The sequence below is a fragment of the Streptomyces sp. SLBN-8D4 genome (assembly GCF_049739545.1).
Lineage (GTDB): Bacteria > Actinomycetota > Actinomycetes > Streptomycetales > Streptomycetaceae > Streptomyces > Streptomyces canus_C.
The window spans coordinates 1017642-1043028 of the sequence record NZ_JBMGQC010000001.1 but is presented as its reverse complement, the minus strand read 5'-3'; the positions used below and the strand labels follow the sequence as shown (position 1 = coordinate 1043028).

Genomic DNA, 25387 nt, shown 5'->3' with positions numbered 1-25387 from the left:
CTCAGGGCAGCGGAAGCGACCGCAGCGAACCATGGGTACGGGCCATGACGACGACGTGGCCCGTGTCCCCGGCCGGCACGACGAGCGCGGGGTGTTCGCCGTCCCTGGTCTGCGAGTACGCCGCGGACATGCGGGGCGCGGCGGTTCCGGTCCCCTGCGGACCGGCGTGCAGGTCGATCGTGATCACGCGGCCCCGCCTGGCGCGGTCATTGCCGGGGGTGAAGCTCACGAACCGGCCGCCGGCCACGGTGGCGTCCGCCTCGGTGGCGTAAGTGCTCCACAGCCTGCGGTCGTTCTCCAGGTCGTACGCGTACCAGTCGCCCGCGCTGGTGTCTTCGGCGCCGGCCTCGTACAGCACCAGGATCCCGTCGTCGGAAATCACACCGTGCACGGGCTTGTTGATCGTGTTCCGCGGGGTCGGCAGCGGCCTCAGCGTCGCCGGATCCAGGCGGCGCATGGGCGGGAAGGCGTCCCCGGCGGAGAACGGGCTGCCGGTGCAGACCAGGTAGTGGCCGCCGGTGACGAGGTGCGGGCACTCTACGCCCGTCGGGCTGGTCGCCATGGTGGCGCCGGTGCGGGCGTCGCGGGCGGTGACCCGGGTGCCGTCGGCCGTGTAGACGCGGCCCCGGAAGGCGGCCAGGGGTTCGCCCGTGCTCCAGCCGACGGACCGGTGCCAGAGGGGCGTGCCGTCGGACGCGCGCACGGCGTCGAGGACGGCGGCGGTGCCGGTGAAGGGATCCGGCGCGTGGAGAGCGTAGACGATCCCGTCCGCGGCGCCGAGGGCCAAGTAGGCGCGGCCGGTGGGCAGTCGACGGGTCCACGCCTGCGCACCCGTGCGCAGGTTCGCCGCGCGGAGCCTGCCCGCGACCCCGGTCACGGCCCGTTCGTCGGCCGCGTCGACGAGCAGTCCGGCGCTTCTCCCGCGGTCGCCCGCGGGCACGCTCCAGGTGACACGGCCGTCGGCCCGCGAACGCCCCACGAATCCACCGGAGCCGGTCGCGCACACCACCTGGTGCGCCGTCGCGCCGCAACTGCCGTGGGCCTCCCGGCTGGAGAGGGACGCCGTCCACGCCCGCCACGGGCCCGAGACGGACGTCGAGGTCATCTCCACCGTCGGCCCCGACGCGCCGGACGGCGACGAGACCGCCGGGCTCTTCGGTCCGCCGGACCCGGTGTTCCCCGCGCACCCCACCAGTGCCAGCAGTGCCGCGCCGACCGAAAGGATCCGCCGCTTCATCCCCGCCCACCCCCGTCCGAGAAAACCTCATGCTACGACCGCTCAGCGCTCCAGCAGCATCCGCTGCAACTCCCGTGCCGCCCGCGGCGGAGCCACATCGCTGCGGTGCGCCAACGCGATCGTCCGGTGCAGTCCGGGCCGGGCCAGCGGGGTGACCCGCAGCCCCCGTCCCGAGCGCGTGGCGACCATCCGCGGTACGACGGCCACGCCAAGGCCCGCCCGCACGAAGCCGAGGACCGCGTCCATCTCCCCGCCCTCCACCGCGAAGTCCGGCTCGAACCCCTCTGCACGGCACGCGGCCACGGTCAGTTCGCGCAGGTCGTAGCCGTGCCGGAACATCACCAGCGGCTCGCTCTCCAGGTCGGCGACGCGTACCGTACGGCGGCCCGGACCGCCGGGGGCGGGCACGTCCGGCGAGGAGACGACGACCAGGTCCTCGCGCAGCAGCTCCACCGTCGTCAGCGCCGGGGACGGCGACGGCAGCGGGAGGACCACCAGGGCCAGGTCGAGGGCGCCGCGCGCGAGCAGCCGTACGAGATCGTGGGAGCCGCCCTCCTCGATCATCAGCCGGATGCCGGGATAGCGGTCGTGGAAGGCGCGCAGCACGTCCGGCAGGAGACCGGTGCACAGGCTCGGGGTCGCGCCCAGCCGGACCCGGCCGCTGCGCAGCTGCACCAGCTCCTGCACCTCGTGCCGGGCCGTGTCCGCGTCGGCCAGGATGCGACGGGCCAGCGGCAGCAGGGCCTCGCCCGCGTCGGTGAGGGTGATGTTGCCGCGCGCCCGCAGGAAGAGGTCCGCTCCGAGCTCCCGCTCCAGCGCCTTGATCTGCTGGGACAGGGACGGCTGCGCCACGTGGACCAGGTCGGCGGCGCGGGTGAAGTGCCGGGTCTCGGCGACCGCCACGAAGTACTGGAGCTGCTGGAACTGCATCCTCGTACGATAGCCGTTCCCTATGGAATCAAACCGGACCATGTCTTGGACCGATCGGGGGCCCGGGCTCTAGCGTCTTGACCCATGGCTCTGGCAACGCGGACGGACCGACGGCCGTCCCTCGCACGCACGGTCTGGGACAGCTCCGTCGGCAAGAAGACCGTGATGGCCGTCAGCGGACTGATCATGCTGCTGTACCTGGTCGTCCATATGATCGGCAACCTGAAGATCTTCTTCGGGGCGGGCGAGTTCAACCACTACGCGCACTGGCTGCGCATGGTCGGCGAACCCTTCATGCACTACGAGTGGACGCTCTGGCTCATCCGGATCGTGCTGGTGGTCGCCGTCGTCGCGCACGCCGTCTCAGCGTACCAGCTCAGCCGCCGCGACATCCGGGCGCGCCCCAGCAAGTACGTCCACAAGAAGCCGCGGGCGAGCTACGCGACCCGCACCATGCGCTGGGGCGGCATCGTCCTCGGCCTGTTCATCGTCTGGCACCTCCTCGACCTGACGACCGGGACCGTGCACTCCGGCGGCTTCCAGGAGGGCCACCCGTACCAGAACGTCGTGGACACCTTCTCCACCTGGTACGGCAACGTCATCTACATCGTCGCGATGCTCGCCCTCGGCCTGCACGTCCGGCACGGCTTCTGGAGCGCCGCGCAGACCCTCGGCGTCGGCAGCCGCACCCGCGACCGCGCCCTCAAGGCCGTCGCCAATGTCCTCGCACTGCTGCTCACGGCCGGCTTCATCGCCGTACCCGTGGGTGTCATGACCGGAGTGGTGAGCTGAACATGACCTACGTCGACTACACGACCGGTGCGCCGCTGACCGACGACAAGGCGCCCTCCGGACCCGTCAACGAGCGGTGGGACACCCGCAGGTTCGAGGCCAAGCTGGTCAACCCCGCCAACCGCCGCAAGCACACGGTGATCGTCGTGGGTACCGGCCTCGCGGGCGGTTCCGCGGGCGCCACGCTCGCCGAACAGGGCTACCACGTCGTCCAGTTCTGCTACCAGGACTCCCCGCGCCGCGCCCACTCCATCGCCGCGCAGGGCGGCATCAACGCGGCCAAGAACTACCGCAACGACGGCGACTCGATCCACCGCCTCTTCTACGACACCGTCAAGGGCGGCGACTTCAGGGCGCGCGAGTCCAACGTGCACCGCCTGGCGCAGATCTCGGTCGAGATCATCGACCAGTGCGTGGCGCAGGGCGTGCCCTTCGCGCGGGAGTACGGAGGCCTGCTCGACACCCGCTCCTTCGGCGGTGTGCAGGTCTCCCGGACCTTCTACGCCCGCGGACAGACGGGCCAGCAGCTGCTGCTCGGCGCCTACCAGGCCCTCAGCAGGCAGATCGCCGCCGGGAACATCGAGATGCACCCGCGCACCGAGATGCTCGACCTGATCGTCGTCGACGGACGGGCGCGCGGGATCGTGGCCCGGGACCTCGTCACCGGGCGCATCGACACCTACTTCGCGGACGCGGTGGTGCTGGCCTCGGGCGGCTACGGCAACGTCTTCTACCTGTCGACGAACGCAATGAACTCCAACGCGACGGCCATCTGGCGGGCCCATCGACGCGGTGCCCACTTCGCGAATCCCTGCTTCACCCAGATCCACCCGACCTGCATCCCGCGCACCGGCGACCACCAGTCCAAGCTCACGCTGATGAGCGAGTCACTGCGCAACGACGGCCGGATCTGGGTGCCGAAGGCCAAGGGCGACACCCGTCCGCCGAACCGGATCCCCGAGGACGAGCGCGACTACTACCTGGAGCGCATCTACCCGTCCTTCGGCAACCTGGTCCCGCGCGACATCGCCTCCCGCGCCGCGAAGAACGTCTGCGACGAGGGGCGCGGGGTCGGTCCCGGCGGACAGGGCGTCTACCTCGACTTCGCTGACGCCATCCAGCGCATGGGGCGGGGGGCCGTCGAGGCGAAGTACGGCAACCTCTTCGACATGTACCAGCGGATCACCGACGAGGATCCGTACGAGGTGCCTATGCGGATCTACCCCGCCGTGCACTACACGATGGGCGGACTGTGGGTCGACTACGACCTCCAGACCACCGTTCCCGGCCTGTTCGCGATCGGCGAGGCCAACTTCTCCGACCACGGGGCCAACCGGCTCGGCGCGTCCGCGCTGATGCAGGGCCTGGCCGACGGCTACTTCGTGCTGCCGGCAACCATCAACGACTACCTCGCCCGCAACCCGCACCAGGACGCGGTGACCGACGAACACCCCGCAGTCCAGGAGGTGCTGGCGGAGACCGAGGACCGGCTCCACCTGCTCCTCTCCGTCGACGGCGACCGTACGCCCGACTCCTTCCACCGTGAACTCGGCGAACTCATGTGGGAGTTCTGCGGGATGGCCCGCACCGACTCGGGACTGCGCAAGGCGCTGGAGCGCATCCCGCAGATCCGTGAGGAGTTCTGGCGGCGCATCAAGGTGCCGGGCACCGGCGAGGAGTTCAACCAGTCGCTGGAGAAGGCGAACCGCATCGTCGACTACCTGGAGCTCGCCGAGCTGATGTGCCTCGACGCGCTGCACCGCGCCGAGTCCTGCGGCGGCCACTTCCGCGAGGAGTCCCAGACCCCTGACGGTGAGGCCGCCCGCCGGGACGAGGAGTTCGCCTACGCGGCGGCCTGGGAGTTCACCGGCACCGGCGAGGCTCCCGTCCTGCACAAGGAAGACCTGGTCTTCGAGTACGTCCACCCCACTCAGCGGAGCTACGCATGAAGCTCACCCTGCGCGTCTGGCGGCAGAAGAACGCCGACGCCGACGGCGCCATGTCCACGTACGAGGTGGACGGCATCTCGGCCGACATGTCCTTCCTGGAGATGCTGGACACCCTCAACGAGGAGCTCATCCTGCGCGGCGAGGACCCGGTCGCCTTCGACCACGACTGCCGTGAGGGCATCTGCGGCGCGTGCTCGCTGGTCATCAACGGCGACGCGCACGGACCCGAGCGGACGACCACCTGTCAGCTGCACATGCGGTCCTTCTCGGACGGCGACACGATAGACATCGAGCCGTGGCGGGCCTCCGCCTTCCCGGTGATCAAGGACCTGGTCGTGGACCGGTCGGCCTTCGACCGGATCATCCAGGCCGGCGGGTACATCACGGCGCCCACGGGTGCGGCTCCCGAGGCCCACGCCACGCCGGTGCCCAAGCCCGACGCCGACTACGCCTTCGAGCACGCCGAGTGCATCGGCTGCGGGGCGTGTGTGGCCGCCTGCCCCAACGGGGCGGCGATGCTCTTCACCTCGGCCAAGGTGAACCACCTGAACGTGCTGCCGCAGGGCGCGCCCGAACGGGAGACCCGGGTGCTGGACATGGTGGAGCAGATGGACGAGGAGGGCTTCGGCGGCTGCACGCTGGCCGGTGAATGCGCGACCGCCTGTCCCAAGGGGATCCCGCTGGTCTCCATCACCAGCATGAACAAGGAGTGGCTGCGGGCGACCCGGAAGGCCGCCAGGCGCTGAGAGACGTTCGCCGACAAGGTGCGGACGGGTGGGGTCGGACGTGGTGCTCAGGTCCGGCCCCATCAGGGTTGCGTGAGGGTGTCCGCTCCCTCCGGCCACCGGCCCGACACCGGCCGGTCGGCGGAGTCGGAGGCCCCGGACACCTTGCCCGAGCCGTTCAGCCAGCGCACATCCGCACTCTGGGAACCGGTCACGTACACGCCAACCGGCGTCGGGAGAACAGGGACAGCGGCACCGCTCGCCGCCTCCGCCTGTGACCTGGAGAGTGCCATGACCGGCGTTTCCACCCTCGACCGCCCCCCGCAGAGCGTCGCCCCCACCCGGTACACCGTCACCCTGGCCCGCGACGAGGACGACGTACGGGCCGCGCAGCGGCTGCGGCACGACGTGTTCGCCGGCGAGATGGGTGCCCTCCTGTCCACCCCGGAACCCGGCCTCGACGTGGACGGCTTCGACGACCACTGCGACCACCTGCTCGTCCGCGACACCGTCACCGGCCAGGTCGTCGGCACCTACCGGCTGCTGCCCCCGGAGCGCGCCGCGGTGGCCGGACGCCTGTACTCCGAGGGCGAGTTCGACCTCACGCCGCTCGACGCGATCCGCCTGGGGCTCGTCGAGGTCGGCCGTTCCTGCGTGCACCCCGACCACCGCGACGGGGCCGTCATCGGGCTCATCTGGGCCGGGATCGCCCGCTACATGGTGGACCGCGGCCACGACTGGCTGGCCGGCTGCTGCTCCGTCCCGCTCGCCGACGGCGGCGCGCTCGCGGCCGGCACCTGGGACCGGGTGCGCACCAAGTACCTGGCTCCCGAGGAGTTCCGGGTACGGCCCCTGCTGCCCTGGGAGCCCGCGGAGGCGACGCCCGCCGCGCACACCGAACTCCCCCCGCTGCTGCGCGGCTACCTCCGCCTCGGCGCCTGGGTGTGCGGACAGCCCGCCCACGACCCGGACTTCGGGGTGGCCGACATGTACGTGCTGCTGTCGATGCGCCGGGTCAACGCCCGTTATCTGCGGCACTTCCTCTCGCTCGTCCCGGCCTGATGAGCGTCTGGCTGCCCACCGCGCCCTGCACCCCGGGGGCGTGCGTGGAGCGGGCGGGATCCGCCATGGCCGTACCCCGTGCCGTGCTGCGGTTCCTCGCGGTCGCGGCGGTCCTGCTCGCCGGGATCGCGCTGCTGCCGGCCGGTCGGCTGATCCCGGCCGGCGCGGTCAGGTGGTGGTGCCGGGCGGTGGTGCGGGTCTCGGGGGTCCGGGTCCGCCTGTCCGGCGCCGCCACGCCCACCGGCGGGGTGCTGCTGGTCGCCAACCACATCTCCTGGCTGGACATCCCGCTGCTGGCCGCCGTCCGACCCGCGCGGATGCTCGCCAAGTCCGAGATCCGGCGGTGGCCCGTGGCGGGTTGGCTGACCGCCCGCAGCGGCGCGCTGTTCATCGAAAGGGACCGGCTGCGGGCCCTTCCGGACACGGTCGCCCGGATCGCCGACGCGCTGCGCGCCGGCGCGGCGGTCGCCGTCTTCCCCGAGGGGAGCACCTGGTGCGGCCGCGCCCAGGGGCACTTCCGCCGGGCGGTGTTCCAGGCGGCTCTGGACGCCGGGGTGCCCGTCCAGCCGGTGAGCCTGCGCTACCGGCTCGTCGACGGCGGATCCAGCACGGCCCCCGCCTTCATCGGCGACGACTCACTTCTGACCTCGGTGTGGCGGGTGGTGTCGGCACGGGGACTGATGGCCGAGGTGGAGGCCCAGGACCCGATCCTCCCGGGCGGCCACCCGGACCGCCGCTCCCTGGCCCGGGCGGCGCAGTCGCGTGCGTGCCACGGCCGGACGGGGGAGCACGCGGGCGGGCTCTCTCGTTCGCCGGACCGGCGGAATCAGGAGTCCTTGCCCAGCGTCCGCGCCAGGTAGGGCGCCGTGGTGCTGCCGTCCGCCCCGGCCACGGCTCCCGGTACGCCCGTCGCCACGATCCGGCCGCCCGCGTCGCCGCCGCCCGGGCCCAGGTCGATCACCCGGTCCGCGCCCGCTACGACCGACATGTCGTGCTCGACGACGATCACCGTGTGGCCGGCGTCGACGAGACCGTGCAGTTGACGCATGAGGACCTCGACGTCGGCCGGGTGGAGACCGGTGGTGGGCTCGTCGAGGAGGTAGAGGGTGTGGGCGCCGCGTACGCGCTGGAGTTCGCTGGCGAGCTTGATGCGCTGGGCCTCGCCGCCGGAGAGCTCGGTGGCGGGCTGGCCGAGGCGGAGGTAGCCGAGGCCGACGTCGAGGAGGGTGGTGAGACTGCGGGCCACGAGCGGGGTGTCCGCGAAGAAGTCCGCCGCCGACTCCACCGTGAGGTCGAGCACCTGGGCGATGTTCCTTCCCCGGTACGTCACTTCGAGCGTCGCCGGGTTGTAGCGGGCCCCGCCGCAGTCGGGGCAGGGCGCGTAGGTGCTGGGCAGGAAGAGCAGCTCGACGCTGACGAACCCCTCGCCCTGGCAGGTCTCGCAGCGCCCACCCGCCACATTGAACGAGAACCGCCCCACGCCGTAGCCGCGTCGCCGTGCCTCGTCGGTGGCGGCGAAGACCTTGCGCACGACGTCGAAGAGACCCGTGTAGGTCGCCAGGTTGGAGCGCGGGGTCCGGCCGATCGGCTTCTGGTCGACCGAGACCAGACGTCCCACCCCCTCCAGCTCCTCCGTGATCTCGCCGACCAGCGTGGACTTGCCCGAGCCCGACACCCCGGTCACCGCGGTGAACACCCCTAGCGGGAACTCGGCCGTCACCCCGCGCAGGTTGTGCCGGTTGACCGGACCCACCTTCAACCAGCCGCGAGGCGACCGCACTTCACGCCGCACCGCGGGAGAGCGGTCGAACAGGAACCGGGCGGTGGCGGACTCCTCGACCTTCGCCAGCTCCGGCACCGGCCCGCTGTGCAGCACCCGTCCGCCGTGCTCACCCGCGCCCGGCCCGACGTCCACCAGCCAGTCCGCGCCGCGCATGACGTCCAGGTGGTGCTCCACCACGAACACCGAGTTGCCGGCCGCCTTCAACCGCGCAAGCACGGTGAGCAGCGCCTCGGTGTCCGCGGGGTGCAGTCCTGCGGAGGGTTCGTCGAGGACGTACACCACTCCGAACAGCCCGGACCGCAACTGGGTGGCGAGACGGAGCCGTTGGAGCTCGCCCGCGGACAGGGTGGGGGTCGCGCGGTCCAGGCTCAGATAGCCGAGGCCGAGCTCGACGACGGGCGCGATACGGGACTTGAGGTCGTCGGTGAGAACGCGCGCGGTCTCGCCGTCGGCGACCAGCGAGGCGGCCAGCTCGGTCAGCGGCAGTGCCGCGAGCTCGGCGATCGTGCGGCCCGCGAAGGTGACCGCCATCGCCTCCGGACGCAGCCTGCTGCCGCCGCAGACCGGGCACGGCGCGGAGACCAGGAACCGTTCCGCCTTCGCCCTGAGCGTCTGGCTCTTGGAGTCCGCGAACGTCTTCAGGACATAGCGGCGGGCGCTCATGTACGTGCCCTGGTACGGGCGCTGGATACGGTCCGCGTCCCGCACCGGGTGCACGGTGACCACCGGCTGCTCGTCGGTGAACAGGATCCACTCGCGCTCTTCGGCGGGCAGCTCACGCCACGGCCGGTCCACGTCGTGACCGAGCGCGCCGAGGATGTCCCGCAGGTTCTTGCCCTGCCAGGCGCCGGGCCACGCGGCGATGGCGCCCTCCCGGATCGACAGCGACGGGTCGGGCACCAGCGACTGCTCGGTCGTACGGTGGACGCGGCCCAGGCCGTGGCATTCCGGGCAGGCGCCGACCGCCGTGTTGGGGGAGAAGGAGTCCGAGTCGAGCCGTGCGGCCCCCGGCGGGTAGTCACCGGCCCGGGAGAACAGCATCCGCAGGGAGTTGGAGAGGTTGGTGACCGTGCCCACGGACGAGCGGGAGGTCGGTGCCGAACGCCGCTGTTCGAGCGAGACCGCGGGCGGCAGCCCGGTGATCTCCCCGACCTTCGGCGCCCCCACCTGGTGGATCAGCCGGCGCGCGTACGGAGCCACCGACTCGAAGTACCGCCGCTGGGCCTCCGCGTAGATCGTCCCGAACGCCAGCGACGACTTCCCCGACCCGGACACCCCCGTGAACACGGCCAGCACATCCCGTGGCACCTCGACGTCCACACCCTTGAGGTTGTGCTCACGGGCACCGCGGACGCGGACGTACGGGTCGTGGGGGCCGGGTGGGTCGTACATGGGAACGACTCTAACCGGAGGTGATCGTCGCCAGCCGCCGGTAGGACTCCAGCAGGGCCACGCGGTCGTAGGTGCTGGTCGTGACCAGCACCTCCTGCGCCCCCGTCTCCTTCAGGACCGTCTCCAGCTCGTGGGCGACCTGCTCCTCAGTGCCCGCGAGGTGGCCGGCCAGCCCGGCTTCGTAGAAGCCCCGCTCCTTGGCCGTCATCGGGAGCGACTCGACGCGCTCGGCGGGCGGCAGGGGCGGGAAGGTGCCGTGGGTCCGGGAGTACGCCATCGACCAGGCCTCCGGGATCAGCAGGCGCCGCGCCTCCTCGGGGGTGGCGGCCACCGCGACCGTCCCGGAGATGACGACGTACGGCTCCCGCGCCCAGGGCGAGGGCCGGAAACGCGCGCGGTAGTGGTCGATGCCGCGCTGCATCCTCTCGCGGTTCCTGAGGTCGCCGATGACCATCGGCAGGCCCGAGCGGGCCGCGATCGCGGCGCCCTCGCCCATGGCCAGCACGAAGGGCGGCACGGTCAGGCCCTCGGCCGGGCGGGCCCGCACTCCCGTCGGAGAGGTGCCGCCGAACCAGCCCAGCAGCTCCTCCAGTTGTACGGCGAAGTCGTCGGCGTCGTCCTTGCCGCGGCCCAGTGCTTTTCGCACACCGTCGGTGAAGCCGACCGAGCGGCCCAGGCCCATGTCGATCCGGCCCGGGAAGAGGGACTCCAGCACCCCGAACTGCTCGGCGACGACCAGGGGTTGGTGGTTCGGCAGCATCACGCCACCGGTGCCGACCCGGATCGTCTCCGTGGCCGAGGCCACGGCGGCCGCCAGCACCGTCGGCGCGGAGCCCGCGACTCCCGGCACGCCATGGTGCTCCGAGACCCAGAAGCGGTGGTATCCGAGCCCTTCCAGCTCCCGCGCCAGCCGGACCGTGTCCTGGAGCGCCTGCGCGCTCGTACCGCCCTCGCGGGTGCGGGAGCGGTCGAGGACGGAGAAGCGGGTGGCGGCGGTCAGGGAACTCACACGGGATTCAACGCGTGACCGGATGCGGTATTCCCCCCCACCGGGACCGCCACCGGGACCGTCACGAAAACCGGATGACCGTGATCCCCGCAGGTCAGCACAATGGCATCGTGACCGTCCAGAACATCCTGCTCTCCGGCGTCGTCGGCTCGACCGCGTACGGACTCGCCCGCGAGGGCTCCGACGTGGACCGGCTCGGCATGTTCGCCGCGCCCACCGAGACCCTGCTCGGCCTGCACACGCCGAAGCAGTCCCACGTCACCACGGCGCCGGACCGCACCCTGCACGAGGCGGCGAAGTGGTGCCGGCTCGCCCTCGGCGGCAATCCGACCGTCATGGAGCTGGTGTGGCTGCCCGACGAGCTGTACGAGGTCCGCACCGCGCTCGGCGACGAACTCATCGCCATCCGCGGGTCGTTCCTCAGCGCTCAGCGGGTCCGGGACGCCTATCTCGGGTACGCCACCCAGCAGTTCAGGAAACTGGAGAGCCGTGACGGCGACCGCCGCACCGCCAAGCACGCCCGGCATCTGAAGCGGCTCTGCCACCAGGGCCTGGAGCTGTACACCACCGGACGGCTCACGGTGCGGGTCGAGGACCCCGAGGAGTACCACCGCTTCGGGGACGCCGTCGCCGCCGACCCGGCCTCGGCCCGGTCGCTGCTCGCCCACTACGAGACCGCGTTCGCCGAGATGCGCAGCGCGCTGCCGGACCGGCCCGACGAGGCGCGGGCCGAGGCCTGGCTGCGGCGCGTCCGCGCGGAGTTCTACGACACGGCCGCGTGAGCGCGCGCTTCAGTGACCGTAGGAGTCAGCGGCGGCGTCGGGACCGCACCCTCGCCTCCCGCGGCGGCTCGATGAACTGCATCTCCAGCGTCAGCGGCGGCTCGGCGACCCCCGGACCGCCCGCCGCCGCCCACTGCACGACCTCCTCGGTGCCCGCGTCGTCCATGACGAACCCGATCCACGCGGCCCGCCCACCCGCCCGGCGCCCGGCCGCCGAGGGGCGCACGACGATGACGTTCGCCTGGTCGCAGGGGCCCAGGCAGTCGGTCGTACGGACCTGGAAGCCGTGTTCGGCGGCGCCGGCCCGGAGCAGCTCCAACTGCCAGGTGTGGTCGGTGCCGGGGTGCTTGCGGGCGTCGCCGCAGCAGCAGCCCCGGCAGACGACGAGCGTGCAGGAGCCGGAACCGGAGCCGGTCAGGAACGTGCGGGGCGTCGGAGGCATGGGAGAAGCATGCAACCTGCACTGATCGCGGAGTACGGGCGGGGTGCCTCTGGAGTCAGAAGCGCGAGGCGGTTGCCGGGGCTAGGGTGGCTGGGGTGACCGACAGTGACAAGCTCCCGCTCGCCGTGTTCGACCTGGACAACACCCTGGCCGACACGGGCCACCGACAGCGGTTCCTGGAGCGCAGTCCGCGCGACTGGGACGGGTTCTTCGCGGCCGCTCCCGAGGATCCGCCGATCCCCGAAGGTATCGCGCTGGTGCTGGAGAGCGCCGAGGAGTGCGAGATCGTCTATCTCACCGGCCGCCCCGAGCGCTGCCGACGCGACACCCTCGCCTGGCTCGCCGCTCAGGGCCTCCCCGAGGGGCGCGTGTACATGCGCCGCAACGACGACCGGCGGCCCGCCCGGCGCACCAAGGTGGAGATCCTGAAGCGACTCGCCGGGACCCGGGAGATCCGAGTCCTGGTGGACGACGACGAGTTGGTCTGCGAGAACGCCCGACGGGCCGGATTCACCGTCGTACGGGCGCGCTGGACCGCCCCTTCCGCGACCCTGGAGGTGGCGCAGGAGCGGGAGGGGCGGACCTGACAGCCGTCAGTCGGACTCGTCGAGGCGGAAGCCGACCTTCAGCCCCACCTGCCAGTGCAGGATCTGTCCGTCCTCGATCTGGCCCCGCACTTGGGTCACCTCGAACCAGTCGAGATTGCGAAGGGTCTGCGAGGCGCGGGAGATGCCGTTGCGGATCGCCTGGTCGACGCCGTCCGGCGAGGTGCCGACGATCTCGGTCACCCGGTAGGTGTGGTTCGTCATGGTTCCACCGTGCCTCAGGCGGCTGCGGAGCGCGAGCCGTCCGCCCCTATCTTGGGTGCATGGACGGTATGCCTCGTGACATCCCCGCGCCCACGATCGTGAACCCCCTGCGCCAACTCTCCCTGGAACAGCTCCGACGGCGGACGAGCATGAAGTGGCGGACCTACCCCGAGGACGTGCTGCCGCTGTGGGTCGCCGAGATGGACGTGCCCCTGGCCGAACCGGTCGCGCGGGCCGTCCGGGACGCGGTGGCGCTGGGAGACACCGGGTACCCGTACGGGACGGCGTACGCCGAGGTGCTGGCCGACTTCGCGGGCAAGCGGTGGGGCTGGGACGGGCTCGCGGTGGAGCGGACGGCGATCGTCCCGGACGTGATGCTGGGCATCGTCGAGATGCTGAAGCTGGTCTCCGGGCCGGGCGACCCGGTGGTCGTCAACTCACCCGTGTATCCGCCCTTTTACCAGTTCGTCGGGAACATGGACCGGCAGGTCGTCGAGGCTTCGCTCGGCGCGGACGGCCGGATCGACCTCGGGGTCCTGGAGGACGTCTTCGGGAGGGTCGGAAGGGGCGCGGCACGGCCGGCGTATCTGCTGTGCAGCCCGCACAACCCGACCGGCACGGTGCACTCGGCCGAGGAGCTGGCGCAGGTGGCCGGGCTGGCGGAGCGGTACGGGGTGCGGGTGGTGGCCGACGAGATCCACGCCCCGGTCGTGGCGGCGGGCGCGCGGTTCGTCCCCTACCTGAGCGTGCCCGGCGGGGGAAACGGGCTGTCCCTGATGTCGGCCTCCAAGGGGTGGAACCTGGCCGGGCTCAAAGCCGCCGTGGCCGTCGCCGGGCCCGACGCGGCCGACGACCTCGCGCGTCTTCCCGAGGAGGTCGGCCACGGTCCCAGCCATGTCGGTGTCCTCGCCCACACCGCCGCGCTGCGGGACGGCGGCGCCTGGCTCGACGCGCTGCTCGCCGGCCTCGACGACAACCGCCGGCTGCTGGCCGACCTCCTCGCCGGGTCACTGCCCGCCGTGCGCTACGAACCCGCCGAGGCCACCTTCCTCGCCTGGCTGGACTGCCGGGCGCTGGAGCTGGGCGACGATCCGGCGGCCGTGTTCCTGGAGCGCGGCCGGGTCGCCCTGAACTCCGGCATCCCGTTCGGCACGGGCGGTGCCGGCTTCGTGCGGCTGAACCTCGCGACCTCTCCCGAGCTGATCACCGAGGCGGTACGGCGGATGGCCGCCGCGCTCGGCTGACCGCGGGGGCCGGGACGGGCCGGCCCCCGCGGCCCGGGCTACCGCACCACGCTCAGCGACAGCGCGAACCGGCCCTCGCTGTCCGTCCACCAGTGTGCCAACTCAAGTCCGGCGGCAGCCAGTTCGCCGCGGACACCCTCCTTGCGGAACTTCGCCGAGATCTCGGTGTGCAGTTCCTCGCCCGCCGCGAAGTCGACGGCCAGGTCCAACGCCGGAACCTTCACGGTCTGTTCCGTACGGGAACGCAGGCGCATCTCGATCCACTCGTTCTCGGCGTCCCAGAGGGCCACATGGTCGAAGGCGCCCGGATCGAAGTCGGCACCGAGCTCGCGGTTGACGACGGTCAGGACGTTCTTGTTGAAGGCCGCCGTCACCCCGGCCGCGTCGTCGTACGCCCTGACCAGCACGTTCTCGTCCTTGACCAGATCCGTGCCGAGCAGCAGCGCGTCGCCGGGGGACAGCAGGGAGCGGACGGAGGAGAGGAACGCGGCGCGCTCGACCGGCAGCAGGTTGCCGATCGTGCCGCCGAGGAAGGCCACCAGACGGGGGCCCGGCGTCCCGGGCAGGGACAGGCCGCCGGTGAAGTCGGCGATCAGCGCGTGCACGCTCAGCTCCGGCCGCTGGGCGATGAGCGCGTGCCCGGCCTGGGTCAGGGCGCTCTCGCTGACGTCGACCGGGACGTACGTGTGCAGCCCCGTCAGCGCGTCGAGCAGGTACCGGGTCTTCTCCGACGAGCCGGAACCCAGCTCGACCAGCGTGCGGGCCCCGGTCGCGGCGGCGATCTCGCCGGAGCGTGCGACGAGGATCTCCCGTTCGGCGCGGGTGGGGTAGTACTCGGGCAACTCGGTGATCTGCTCGAAGAGTTCGCTGCCGTGGGCGTCGTAGAACCACTTCGGCGGCAGTGTCTTGGGCGTGTGCGTCAGGCCCTTGAGGACGTCGGCGCGCAGGGCGGCCTCGGTGGCGTCCTCGGGCAGGGTGCGGGTCAGCAGGAACGGACTCACGTGCGGGGCTCCTTGAGTGGTTCCAAAGACTTCAGTGGTGTCAGCAGGACATCGGTGCGGCTCGCCGTGAGCAGCGTGCGGTCGGGCACCTCCCGCCAGTGCGGATCGTCGTCGTAGGGCTCGGAGGCCACGACCGTGCCGGTGCCGGGGCGCCGGAGGTACCAGAGGGTGTCGCCCCAGGCGGTCGCCGCGATGGACTCCCCGTTGGTCAGCAGGAGGTTGAGCCGGGAGTCGGGGGCCGCCTCGGCGACCTCCAGGACCGTGTCGGCCAGCGCCTGGCCCTGCTCGTCGCCGCCGCGCAGCCGGTTCAGGACCAGGGCCCACACGAACGCCGAGTCGTTGCGGGCCTCCATGGACAGCAGCTCCGCCGCGGGAAGCGAGGCGGCCAGGGGGGCCAGTGAGCCGGGCCAGCCCTTGACCGCGCCGTTGTGGCTGAACAACCAGGGCCCGGAGGCGTACGGCGCCGCGGCGGCCTCGGCGTCGGCTCCCGCCAAGGTGGCGTCCCGTACGGCGGCCAGGATCGCGGTGCTCCTCACCACCCGGGCCAGGTCCGCGAAGGAAAGGTCGGCCCAGATGGGTCCGGCCCGCCGGTACCGTGCCGGCGCGGGGTCGCCCTCGGCGTACCAACCGACCCCGAAACCATCGGCGTTGACGGTGCCGTGCCGCTGCCGGCGCGGTGCCCAGGACTGGCGGTACAGGCTGTGCGCGGGCTCCGTGAGGAGCCGGCCGAGCGGCTCCTCGGGCCCCAGATAGGCCAGATGACGGCACATCAGACGGCTCCCGCGGAACGGGCCGTGCGGAAGCCGGAGAAGATCTGCCGCCGGATCGGATAGTCCCAGTTGCGGAACGTGCCCCGGCAGGCCACCGCGTCCACGGCGAACGAACCGCCGCGCAACACCTTGTGGTCGGGACCGAAGAACACCTCCGAGTACTCCTTGTACGGAAACGCCTGGAAACCCGGGTACGGCTCGAAGTCGCTCGCCGTCCACTCCCACACGTCACCGATCAACTGCCGTACGCCGAGCGGGGACTCGCCCTCCGGGTAACTGCCGGCGGGGGCGGGGCGCAGGTGCCGTTGGCCCAGGTTGGCGTGCTCGGGGGCCGGGTCGGCGTCGCCCCACGGGTAGCGCGTCGAGCGGTCGCCGGCCGGGTCGTGACGGGCCGCCTTCTCCCACTCCGCCTCCGTGGGCAGCCGCCGGCCGGCCCAGCGGGCGTAGGCGTCGGCCTCGTACCAGCACACGTGGACCACCGGCTCGTCGGGCGGCACGACCTCGGTGACGCCGAAGCGCCTGCGCAGCCACTGCTTGCCGTCGCGGCTCCAGAACAGCGGGGCGTGGATGGAGTGCCCGCGGATGTGCGCCCACCCGGCCGGGGCCCACCAGCGCTCGTCGTCGTAACCGCCGTCCGCGATGAAGGCCTGGTACTCGGCGTTGGTCACCGGAGTGGTGTCGATGTAGAAGGCGTCCACCTCACGCCGGTGCGCGGGGCGTTCGTTGTCAAGCGCCCACGGCTCGTCGGAGGTGCCCATGGTGAACGGGCCGCCGGGGACGAGGACTTCGGCCGGGCCGGTGAACAGCGGGGCCGGGTCCGGGTCGGGGGCGGTCAGGGCCTGGGGGCCCTTGCGGAGCTGATGGGTGATCAGCATCGTCTCGTCGTGCTGCTGTTCGTGCTGTGCGATCATCCCGAAGGCGAACCCGGCCTCGGTGAGCCGGGTTCCGTGCAGCGCGCTTCCCTCAAGGACGTCCAGGACCCGTCCGCGCACCTCCGACGCGTAGCGCCGGGACTCGGCGGGCGTCAGCAGGGGCAGCGTGGGGCGTTCGGAGCGCGGGTGCTCGAAGGCGTCGTAGATGCCGTCTATCTCGGGCCGTATCGCCTCCTGCCCGGCGACGGTCCGCAGCAGCCACTGCTCCTCCTGGTTGCCGATGTGGGCGAGGTCCCACACGAGCGGCGACATCAGCGGCGAGTGCTGGGCGGTCAGATCGGGGTCCTCCACACAGCTGGTGAGCAGGGTCGTACGGTCCCGCGCGGTGACCAGGGTGGTGACGGCCCGCTCGCGGAAGGCCTCGGGGTCGACGGAGGGGGCGACGGTGGGGTCGACGGACGGGTTGGTCATGTGCGGATTTCCTTCCCGAGCGAACCGTGCGTCCGGTCCAGCAGATCGTCGGCGGGGCAGCGGCCCCGGATCACATAGCGGTGCAGATAGGCCCCGACGAGGTCGGTGACCTCGGTCGTGGCGCCGAGCCGGGGCAGGGCCTCCAGAGCCGCCGCGAAGCACGCGATCGCGGCCTCGTGCAGCTCCGGGTCGGCCAGACCGTGGCGGGCCGCGTCGATCCACAGCGGATTGTGCGGGGCGGGCATCGACACGGTGCGCTCGGCCAGCGGCTTCACCACCCGGTAGGCGGTCTCGGCGGCCTCCGGGTCGTCGAAGAGCGCCGCCGTCACCGCGAGCGGGACGATCCAGCCGTCCTCGCCGGGCTGGGCGTCGATCATGCGCAGTTCCAGATGGCCGCGCGGCCTGACCGGCGGGAACAGGGTCGAGACGTGGTAGTCGAGATCCTCCCGCGTCGGCTGCCGCGGCACCCCTGACCTGGCCCACTCCCGGAAGGAGAGCCCCTCCGGGACGTCCCAGGGGCCGCTGTCCCGCCGTATGCACATCACGGGCGCGTCCAGGACGTGCTGGACCCAGGCGCTGCGGGGGTCGGTGTCCAGGGACGGGCCGCCCGCCCGGCCCTTGCCGATCTCCGTCCAGCGCAGCTGGCGGGTGGAGAGCCAGCCGGTCGGCTCGGAACCGGCGAGCGGGGAGTTGGCGAAGGCGGCCACCAGGACCGGTCCCAGCTGGTGCGCCAGCCACCAGCGGCGCCCCAGGCCCAGGGGGCCGGGCTCCTCGTGGCCGGCGTCCACGCACACCTGCACGGAGGCCGAGGTGCACATCATGGCGCGCCCTGCCGGACCGGTGCGGTCCAGACAGGCCTCCATGGCGTCGTAGCGCGGCTCCCGCAGGTATCTGCGGGGCGGATGCCAGGGGTCGTGGCCGAGGCCGACGAGGCCGAGACCCTGCTCGGCGAGGGCCGCCCGGACGGCGGCCAGATCGGCGGAGACGGTACCGATGCACTCCATCAGGGAGTCGGCGGGCTGCGAGCTCAGCTCCAGCTGGCCGCCCGGTTCGACGGTGAGCGCCGACTTCAGGGGCACGGTCCGCAGTGCGGCGTAGGCCGCCGCGAGTCGTTCGGATGTCACGGGGAGCCGCGGGCTGCGCAGCTCGTGGACGAGCCATTCCACTTCCACCCCGATGCGGCGGGGCGGTCCGGTCTTGAAGCAGATGCCGCGGACCAGGGCCTCGAGCTCTGCTTCGGGGAGCGAGGTACGCGGCTTCGTACAGTCGGCCGGCGTACAGTCGCTGGGGGTGTCGGACATGTCGGGATCCTCCTGAGATTCCACCATGCCACCGGTCCGGGGATCAGGTGGGTCGGACCGGCAACGCTCGTCCCACCCAAGACCCTCATCTCGTTCCGCACAAGGGGGCACATCCTTGCATTAGGGGCTGTGGATCTCCGTTTACCCAGGATTTTCGAGGTGTTTTCGGTTGTACCGGGCGCAGGAAAACTCTGTTGCGCGGCCGCACCGGTATCGCCCACGATTCCAGCATGAGCACGACGGGGGAGACCGCGCGGCGTGCGGTCATGGCGTCCACGGGGGTGGCGCCATGAGCGCGCGTCTGCGCGGGATCGCGCAGGAGACGGAACGGATCGTCGCGGCGGGGCACTATCGCGCGCCGGACGGACGCCAGGTCTCCGTCGCCGCCGAGATCGAGGCGGCGCGGACGGGGACACGGGTGTACGGACCGGGGCCCCTGGAGGTGCCGGACTTCGCCGCCGTGGACACGTTCGTCGAGGTCACCGCGGAGAGCAGCCTGGAAGCGGCGCGTCGGCTCGGCGGCCGCCCTGCCGTGCTCAACTTCGCCTCGGCCCGCAATCCGGGCGGCGGCTACCTGAACGGCGCCCAGGCCCAGGAAGAGGCCCTGTGCCGCGCCTCCGCGCTGTACACCTGCCAGCTCCGGGCCCGCGAGTTCTACGACCACCACCGGACCCACCGCGACCCGTTCTACACAGACCGGGTCATCCACTCACCGGCCGTACCGGTGTTCCGTGACGATCGCGGCGCCCTGCTGGACTCGGCGCACCTCGTGGGCTTCCTGACGGCGGCCGCCCCGAACGCCGGGGTGGTGCGGCGCACGGCACCCGAGCGGGCCGCCGAGCTGCCGAGGGCCCTCGCGGTGCGCGCCGAGCAGGTCCTGTCGGTGGCCGTGACGGAGGGCTACCGGCGGCTGGTTCTTGGCGCCTGGGGCTGCGGGGTCTTCCAGAACGACCCCGCCCAGGTGGCGGGGGCGTTCCGGACGCTTCTCGGGCCCGGCGGACGGTTCGGCGGTGCCTTCGAGCACGTGGTGTTCGGGGTGCTGGACCGGACACCGGGTGCGGGGGTGCGCGCGGCGTTCGTCCGGGCGTTTCCCACGGAGCGGTTGCTCCGAACGGGCTAGCCGTCAGGTCCAGCCGTACCGCTCGTGCAGCCGCTGCCTGACCAGGTTGAAGCGGCCCCGGTCCAGCGCGCACGCCTCCCGGCGCATGCCCTCCTCGTGGAGGCGCAGGACGCGGTCGACGTCCACCCAGGAGTCCCGGCCGGTCCGGTCCCAGGGCCCGCTGCCGATCGGCACCCACTCCCGGTCCCCGTCGTGCCGCTTGCTCGACAGCTGCACGGCGAGGACGGTGCCGGCCGCCTCCCGGGCGACCACGAGCACGGGACGGTCCTTGCCGCGTCCGTCGTTCTCCTCGAAGGGCACCCAGGTCCACACGATCTCCCCGGGGTCGGGGTCGCCGTCGTGCGCCGGGGAGTACTCGGTGCGCACCCGGCCGACCTCGCGCGGGTCGGCCTCGGTGGTGGCGGTGGCGCCGAAGCGGCCGGGGACGTTCTCATCGGTAAACGCAGTCACGGGGGCACCTTATGGCGTCCGCCGAACCAGGGGAGCAGTACGGTCGGTCCTGGCCGCCGTGGTGGTCGTGCTGGTGGTCCTCGGCGAGGCACCGGCTCGGGCCATCGCGTGGACCCTGGCTCCGGCGGTGCTGCTCTCCGGTCAACTCGCCCTGGTCCACCCCCGGTTGGACCTCCGCTGCGACCGAGATCAGGAAGGTCCTCGCCCTCGTCGGCTCGGGTGCCACGCTGCTCGCACGGTGAAGCGGCCGGTCCGGGAGCGGGCGGTGAACGCGGGCGGTCCGGGGCCCTTTTCTCCAAAGGCCCCGGACCGCCTGCCCTCTACTCCTGGACAGGCACCTTCTGGGCAGGCGGCGGTGCGGCGACTCCATTGAGCGAAGTCCCGTTCTGCGTATGCCCGTTCTGGTTCATCGACGCCAGCAGCTGACGGGCCAGACCCAGCCCGGTGCCGCCCATGGTGAGCGCCTTGGCGAGCATGTCCGCCATGCCGTCGGCGCCGTTGAGGACCACCATGTTGTCGACGTTGCCGAACGCGGACGCGCCCGCCTTGACGATCTCCGGCCAGTTCTCGGCGAGTTGCTGGGCGACGACCGCCTCCTGGTTCTCGGCGAGGGCGGCGGCGCGGGCCTTGATGGCCTCCGCCTCCGCGAGACCCTTCGCCTTGGCCGCCGCGGCCTCGGCGAGACCCCTGGCCTGGGCCGCCGCGGCCTCGGCCTCACCGGTGGCCCGGGTCGACGCCGCCACGGCCGTACCTCGGGCCTTGGTCGCCTCGGCCTCGGCACTCGCGGCCGTCTTGACCCGCGTCGCCTCGGCCGCCGCCGCGAGCTCCGTCTCCTTCGCCTTGGCCTCGGCCCCGGAGATCCGCGCGTCGCGCTCGGCCTCGGCGAGCGTGCGCTTCTCGTAGGCCTTGGCATCCGCCGGCTTGCGGACGTCGGCCTGGAGCTGCTGTTCGCGTCGGTGCGCCTCGAGTTCGGCGACCCTGGTCTCCTGGACGACGACCTCCTGCCGGGCGGCGGCGTCGGCGAGCGGACCTGCCTGGCGCGCCTTGGCGCCCGCCTTGTCCCGCTCGGCCTGGTAGCCGGCCTGGAGGATCTCGCTGTCCCGGGTGGCCTGCGCCATCCGAGCGAACGACTGCTGCTCGGCCTCGGTGGCCAGCCGGTTCGCCTCCGCCTGCGCGATGCGCGCGTCCCGTTGGACGGCGGCCGCGTGCGGCATCGCCAGGTTCTGGATGTACCCGGTCGGGTCCTCGATCTCATGGATCTGCAGGGAGTCGACGATGAGCCCCAGCTTCTCCATCTCGGTCCCGCAGGCGGCCCGGGTCTGCCCGGTGAGCTTCTCCCGGTCGCGGATCATGTCCTCGACGGTCAACCCGCCGACGATGGACCTGAGATGACCGGCGAACACGTTGTGCACCCGCTCCGACATCAGCTTCTGCTGGTCGAGGAAGCGGCGCCCCGCGTTGGCGATCGACACGAAGTCGTCGCCGACCTTGAAGATGACCACGCCCCGCACCTTGAGCGGAATGCCCTGGTGGGTCACGCAGTCCACGTGCAGTTCGGTCTCGTTCAGATCGAGCGAGAGCTTGCGCACCGCCTGCACACCGGGCAGCACCAGCGTGCCCCGCCCGGTGACGATGCGGAATCCCATGCCCGCTTCGAGCCCCTCGGTCTTGTGGTTGGAGCCCGAGATGATCAGTGCTTCGTTGGGTTCCGCGACACGCCACATCAGTTTGAACAGACCGATCAGAACGGCGATGGCAGCTACGGCCACCCCCGCAACGACGCCGACGATCATCGGCATACGCCCCCTTTGGATGGTGCCCTTTCGGCACCGAACGAAGGGAGTGTGCGCCTGTTCGAGGCCGGGGTGAAGACGCCGGCGAATCCTTGTCGAAACCTTGATACACGCCTCTCACCTGCGCGTGAGCAGGCTCAACTGTCGTACGCCGCCTGCACGTAGACCGTCCTCGGCGGCAGGTACTCCACCACCATTACGACCGTGCCCCGCTCGATCCGGTCCGTGCCGGTGGCGGGGTAGGCGAGGAAGTGCTCGGCGCCGCCCCGCACCCGGACGATCACCTCGCCGACGAGCCCCGGACCGATCGTCCCCGTGACCCGCCCCATGAGCCCGACCATCGCCGCATCGTCCATGGTCACAGGGTACGGGCCGGGCTGTTCAGGCGGCCGGTGAATCCGCGGTGGCGCGGGGCCGCGGCCAGAGCTCGTGCCAGCGCAGTTCGGCCTCCAACTGCGCGGCGAGCGACAGCAGCAGCGGCTCGCTGTTCGCGGGACCGAGCAACTGGGCGCCGACTGGCAGCCCGCCGACGAACCCGGCGGGCACATTGACCCCGGGCCACCCCAGCACGTTCCAGGGCCAGGCGTACGGACAGGCGGCGATCATCGCGCGGTCCGTGGCCAGTCCGCCCAGCCGGAGCATGGCCCCGATGGCCGGTGGGGGAGCGGCCGTCGTCGGGGCGAGGACGACGTCGTACGACGTGAAGAACGCGCCGATACGGCGGTGCAGGACCGCCTCCGCCCGCCGCGCCGCCCGCAGCGGGACCCCGCCGAGCAGTCCGCCGAGCCGGGCCGAGTCCCGGGTGCGGCGGTCCAGGAGCGCGGGGAAGGGCGCCTCGCGGACCCGCTCGGCGATGCCGGCCGTGGCGCGCGGGATGAAGGTGAGCCCGATCTGCCCGTACGGCGGATCGGCCTCCTCGACGGTGTGCCCCAAGTCGCCCAGTCTCCCGGCGAGTTCGACGACCCGCGCCCGTACTTCCGGCTGGAGCCGGGCGGGCAGCGCGGTGAACGGCGGCTTCAGGGCGAGCGCGATGCGCAGCCGCCCGGGATCGCGGCCGACCGCCGCGAAGGCGTCGACGGCGGGCGGCCGATGCGGGTCCAGTGGGTGGTTTCCGGCGGCCGCGTCGAGGAGGAGGGCCGCGTCGGCGACCGTGCGGGCCAGCGTGCCGTTGACGGTGATGCCCTGGAAGGACTCGCCGCGCGGCCAGGTGGAGATACGGCCGCGCTGCGGCTTGATGCCGACGAGGTGGGTCCAGGAGGCGGGGATCCGTACCGAACCGGCCCCGTCCGAGCCGAGCGCGGCGGGTACGAGACCGGCGGCGACGGCCGCGGCGGACCCGCCGGACGAGCCGCCCGGCGTGTGCTCGGGGCTCCAGGGGTTGCGGGTCGCGCCGAAGGCCGGCCCCTCGGTGAACGGCCACTGCCCGAACTCGCAGGTGTTCGTCTTGCCGACGATCACGGCCCCGGCCGCGCGCAGCCGCCGTACCGCCTCACCGTCCCTGACGACCGCCGGGAACTCCCCCTGGCAGCCGAAGGCGGTGGGTTCACCGGCCACATCCATGTCGTCCTTCACGGCGACGGGCACCCCGAGCAACGGTTTGCGCACTCCTGCGGCCAGTTGGGCGTCCGCGGCGTCCGCCTCGGCGAGGGCGGACTGCGTCCGTACGATCCGGAAGGCGTTGAGCGTGCCCTGGCTGCCGTGGATCCGCTCCAGGGTCTGCTCGACGAGCGCCCGGGAGGTGATCGTGCCGTCGGCCAGCGCGCGGGCGGTCTCCACCAGGCCTGCGGAGCGGTCGTACGTCATGCGGGGCACCTCCGGGACTCCGGGACGACGTTGCCTACTGAACGGTAACGTCGGAAAGCGCTTCGCCGGAACGACATCGGAGCGGGAGTCGCGGTTTCGCGGACGCCACAGCGGCCTCACAGCTGTCGCCAGGCCATGCACAAAGCATTGACGCGTCCTGGTCACAGCCCTACCTTCTGATCGACTTCCCGAACCCTGTTCGGCAGGTCGGACGTCTGGCCGCTCGGACGTCCAGAGCCGCGCTGTGTCCTTGCCCCAGGGAGAGCCGCCGTGACCACACGACCCCCCACGCCGTCCCGCCGCACCCTGCTGCGCGCGATGGCGGCCCTGCCCGCCTCCGCCGTCCTGCTGGGCGAACTGCCCGGCGCGGCCTTCGCCGCCGCCCCGCCGAGCGGTTCCGCGACCCGCTACACGATCGTGCCGTTCCTCAACAGCAACGACGGCACGGTCAACGTCTACCAGTCCGACGACGCCACGGACTTCCGGCTGCTCAAGTCCTCCGCCTACACACCGCCCAGCAACAGGATCCGCGACGCGAGCGTCTTCAAGCACACCGACGGCTACTACTACCTCACGTACACCACCCACACCTGGCAGGACGTCAGCACCACGATCGGCTTCGCACGGAGCTCCGACCGGGCCGACTGGACCTTCCTGTACGACTACACGGTTCCGATCGCCAACCTGTCCCGCGCGTGGGCGCCGGAGTGGTTCGTCGACAGCGACGGCAGTGTGAACGTCATCGTGTCATGCTCGGTGACCAGCAACGAGTGGATCTTCACGCCGTACCGGCTGAAGGCGACCAACTCGGCGCTGACTGCGTGGAGCTCACCGGTGGCCCTGGCCGGGATCGGCTCGAACCACATCGACACGTACATCGTGAGGACCGGCTCGACGTACCACGCCTTCACCAAGAACGAGACGACGAAGTACATCGAGTACGCGACGGCGTCGTCCCTGACGGGCCCCTACACGATCACCAGGACCGGCGACTGGGCCGGCTGGGGCAGCTACCGCGAGGGCCCGTCCGTGATCCAGCTCGACAACGGCGCCTGGCGGATCTTCTTCGACGGCTACGGAGACGGGAACTACTACTGCAGCGACAGCTACGACACCTTCGCGACCTGGTCGGCCCCGACCGCGCTGCCGGGGGTCTCCGGTACGGCACGCCACTTCACGGTCATCAAGGAGACGGTGTCCGGCGGCCCTTCGCTCGCGAAGAACGTCACACGCTCCTTCCAGTCGGCCAACTACCCGACCCGGTACTGGCAGACCCAGTCCTCGCTGCTCAACCTCCCGGTGGTGACCGGCTCCAGCACGGCCGCCGAGAAGTCGGCGTCCACCTTCACGGTCGTCGCCGGCCTCGCCGACGCGGGCGGCCACTCCTTCCGCGACTCCGCCGGCAACTACCTGCGCCACTGGGACTTCCGCGCCCGCTTCGACGCCAACGACGGCACCTCGACCTTCGCCAGGGACGCGACGTTCATCGCCCGCACGGGTTCGTCCTCGGGAGCGATCCGCTGGGAGTCGTACAACTATCCCGGGTACTACCTGCGCCACTACGACTACCAGCTCCGGGTGGAGCGGACGGCGGGGACGGATCTGTTCCGGCAGGACAGTTCCTTCGTGCCCGTGGCTGCCTTGGGCTGA

Annotated in this window: 24 protein-coding genes; 10 read left to right on the top strand and 14 right to left on the bottom strand. The window is 71.9% G+C overall.

Annotated elements, in window-relative coordinates; translation table 11 throughout:
- Position 1: 1 nt before the first annotated feature.
- Both RKD20_RS04805 and RKD20_RS04800 read right to left on the bottom strand, forming a co-directional pair.
- The gene (locus RKD20_RS04805; protein ID WP_424876555.1) at positions 2 to 1237 is read right to left on the bottom strand and encodes a PQQ-binding-like beta-propeller repeat protein; all 1236 of its coding nucleotides are present in this window, start codon (positions 1235 to 1237) and stop codon (positions 2 to 4) included.
- Positions 1238 to 1279: 42 nt separating this feature from the next.
- Positions 1280 to 2167, bottom strand: a complete 888-nt coding sequence (locus RKD20_RS04800) for a LysR family transcriptional regulator (protein ID WP_424876554.1) — start codon at positions 2165 to 2167, stop codon at positions 1280 to 1282.
- An 84-nt stretch (positions 2168 to 2251) separates the two neighbouring features.
- On the opposite strand from RKD20_RS04800, the gene RKD20_RS04795 reads away from it, so the two are divergent.
- The 5 genes from RKD20_RS04795 to RKD20_RS04775 all read left to right on the top strand — a co-directional run bounded on the left by RKD20_RS04795 (position 2252) and on the right by RKD20_RS04775 (position 7555).
- Complete coding sequence (locus RKD20_RS04795) at positions 2252 to 2959, top strand: succinate dehydrogenase (protein ID WP_424876553.1); 708 nt, start codon at positions 2252 to 2254, stop codon at positions 2957 to 2959.
- A 2-nt stretch (positions 2960 to 2961) separates the two neighbouring features.
- Complete coding sequence (locus RKD20_RS04790) at positions 2962 to 4908, top strand: fumarate reductase/succinate dehydrogenase flavoprotein subunit (RefSeq protein ID WP_424876552.1); 1947 nt, start codon at positions 2962 to 2964, stop codon at positions 4906 to 4908.
- Positions 4905 to 5654 (top strand): succinate dehydrogenase/fumarate reductase iron-sulfur subunit, encoded by a 750-nt coding sequence (locus tag RKD20_RS04785; RefSeq protein WP_424876551.1) that lies wholly within the window; start codon positions 4905 to 4907, stop codon positions 5652 to 5654. The genes RKD20_RS04790 and RKD20_RS04785 overlap by 4 nt, the downstream gene beginning before the upstream one ends.
- Positions 5655 to 5924: 270 nt before the next feature.
- The gene (locus RKD20_RS04780) at positions 5925 to 6695 is read left to right on the top strand and encodes a GNAT family N-acetyltransferase (protein ID WP_424876550.1); all 771 of its coding nucleotides are present in this window, start codon (positions 5925 to 5927) and stop codon (positions 6693 to 6695) included.
- On the top strand, positions 6695 to 7555 hold the full coding sequence (locus RKD20_RS04775; RefSeq protein ID WP_424876549.1) for a lysophospholipid acyltransferase family protein: 861 nt from the start codon (positions 6695 to 6697) through the stop codon (positions 7553 to 7555). Before RKD20_RS04780 ends, RKD20_RS04775 begins: the two co-directional genes overlap by 1 nt.
- Here RKD20_RS04775 and RKD20_RS04770 read toward each other — a convergent pair.
- A complete protein-coding gene (locus RKD20_RS04770) occupies positions 7522 to 9870 on the bottom strand; it encodes an ATP-binding cassette domain-containing protein (RefSeq protein ID WP_424876548.1) in 2349 nt (782 codons plus the stop codon). The genes RKD20_RS04775 and RKD20_RS04770 overlap by 34 nt on opposite strands.
- 10 nt (positions 9871 to 9880) lie before the next feature.
- Positions 9881 to 10879, bottom strand: a complete 999-nt coding sequence (locus RKD20_RS04765; RefSeq protein ID WP_424876547.1) for an LLM class flavin-dependent oxidoreductase — start codon at positions 10877 to 10879, stop codon at positions 9881 to 9883.
- Between the two features lie 74 nt (positions 10880 to 10953).
- Here RKD20_RS04765 and RKD20_RS04760 point away from each other — a divergent pair, with 74 nt between their 5' ends.
- Positions 10954 to 11661: a nucleotidyltransferase domain-containing protein gene (locus RKD20_RS04760; protein ID WP_424876546.1), complete on the top strand. Its 708-nt coding sequence runs from the start codon at positions 10954 to 10956 to the stop codon at positions 11659 to 11661.
- 25 nt (positions 11662 to 11686) lie between these two features.
- Here the strand turns inward: RKD20_RS04760 and RKD20_RS04755 are convergent, their stop codons facing one another.
- The gene (locus tag RKD20_RS04755) at positions 11687 to 12103 is read right to left on the bottom strand and encodes a (2Fe-2S) ferredoxin domain-containing protein (RefSeq protein WP_020116950.1); all 417 of its coding nucleotides are present in this window, start codon (positions 12101 to 12103) and stop codon (positions 11687 to 11689) included.
- A gap of 95 nt (positions 12104 to 12198) precedes the next feature.
- Here RKD20_RS04755 and RKD20_RS04750 point away from each other — a divergent pair, with 95 nt between their 5' ends.
- The gene (locus RKD20_RS04750) at positions 12199 to 12690 is read left to right on the top strand and encodes an LNS2 domain-containing protein (protein ID WP_424876545.1); all 492 of its coding nucleotides are present in this window, start codon (positions 12199 to 12201) and stop codon (positions 12688 to 12690) included.
- 6 nt (positions 12691 to 12696) lie between these two features.
- Here RKD20_RS04750 and RKD20_RS04745 read toward each other — a convergent pair whose 3' ends face one another.
- Complete coding sequence (locus tag RKD20_RS04745; protein WP_037902226.1) at positions 12697 to 12912, bottom strand: dodecin; 216 nt, start codon at positions 12910 to 12912, stop codon at positions 12697 to 12699.
- A gap of 68 nt (positions 12913 to 12980) precedes the next feature.
- Here RKD20_RS04745 and RKD20_RS04740 point away from each other — a divergent pair, with 68 nt between their 5' ends.
- Positions 12981 to 14156, top strand: coding sequence for a MalY/PatB family protein (locus tag RKD20_RS04740; RefSeq protein WP_424883145.1), 1176 nt, complete (start codon positions 12981 to 12983; stop codon positions 14154 to 14156).
- A gap of 38 nt (positions 14157 to 14194) precedes the next feature.
- On the opposite strand, the gene egtD is transcribed toward RKD20_RS04740, so the two are convergent.
- From egtD to egtA, 4 genes are read right to left on the bottom strand one after another with little or no spacing between them, the layout of a single operon-like run.
- The gene (gene egtD / locus RKD20_RS04735) at positions 14195 to 15157 is read right to left on the bottom strand and encodes an L-histidine N(alpha)-methyltransferase (protein WP_424876544.1); all 963 of its coding nucleotides are present in this window, start codon (positions 15155 to 15157) and stop codon (positions 14195 to 14197) included.
- Positions 15154 to 15927, bottom strand: coding sequence for an ergothioneine biosynthesis protein EgtC (gene egtC, locus RKD20_RS04730; protein WP_424876543.1), 774 nt, complete (start codon positions 15925 to 15927; stop codon positions 15154 to 15156). The genes egtD and egtC overlap by 4 nt, the downstream gene beginning before the upstream one ends.
- Positions 15927 to 17270 carry an ergothioneine biosynthesis protein EgtB gene (egtB, locus tag RKD20_RS04725; protein WP_424876542.1) on the bottom strand — a complete coding sequence of 448 codons (1344 nt, stop codon included), beginning with the start codon at positions 17268 to 17270 and terminating at the stop codon, positions 15927 to 15929. Before egtB ends, egtC begins: the two co-directional genes overlap by 1 nt.
- Complete coding sequence (egtA, locus tag RKD20_RS04720) at positions 17267 to 18571, bottom strand: ergothioneine biosynthesis glutamate--cysteine ligase EgtA (protein ID WP_424876541.1); 1305 nt, start codon at positions 18569 to 18571, stop codon at positions 17267 to 17269. The genes egtB and egtA overlap by 4 nt, the downstream gene beginning before the upstream one ends.
- A gap of 289 nt (positions 18572 to 18860) precedes the next feature.
- Between egtA and RKD20_RS04715 the strand changes: the two genes are divergently transcribed.
- Complete coding sequence (locus tag RKD20_RS04715) at positions 18861 to 19691, top strand: TIGR02452 family protein (protein WP_424876540.1); 831 nt, start codon at positions 18861 to 18863, stop codon at positions 19689 to 19691.
- 3 nt (positions 19692 to 19694) lie between these two features.
- On the opposite strand, the gene RKD20_RS04710 is transcribed toward RKD20_RS04715, so the two are convergent.
- From RKD20_RS04710 to RKD20_RS04695, 4 genes are all read right to left on the bottom strand, one after another.
- Positions 19695 to 20141, bottom strand: a complete 447-nt coding sequence (locus tag RKD20_RS04710; RefSeq protein ID WP_381333163.1) for a type II toxin-antitoxin system PemK/MazF family toxin — start codon at positions 20139 to 20141, stop codon at positions 19695 to 19697.
- 320 nt (positions 20142 to 20461) lie between these two features.
- Positions 20462 to 21940: an SPFH domain-containing protein gene (locus tag RKD20_RS04705; RefSeq protein WP_424876539.1), complete on the bottom strand. Its 1479-nt coding sequence runs from the start codon at positions 21938 to 21940 to the stop codon at positions 20462 to 20464.
- Positions 21941 to 22071: 131 nt separating this feature from the next.
- A complete protein-coding gene (locus RKD20_RS04700) occupies positions 22072 to 22290 on the bottom strand; it encodes a hypothetical protein (protein WP_020116961.1) in 219 nt (72 codons plus the stop codon).
- A gap of 25 nt (positions 22291 to 22315) precedes the next feature.
- Positions 22316 to 23737, bottom strand: coding sequence for an amidase (locus RKD20_RS04695; RefSeq protein ID WP_424876538.1), 1422 nt, complete (start codon positions 23735 to 23737; stop codon positions 22316 to 22318).
- A gap of 270 nt (positions 23738 to 24007) precedes the next feature.
- On the opposite strand from RKD20_RS04695, the gene RKD20_RS04690 reads away from it, so the two are divergent.
- A complete protein-coding gene (locus RKD20_RS04690) occupies positions 24008 to 25387 on the top strand; it encodes a glycoside hydrolase family 43 protein (RefSeq protein ID WP_424876537.1) in 1380 nt (459 codons plus the stop codon).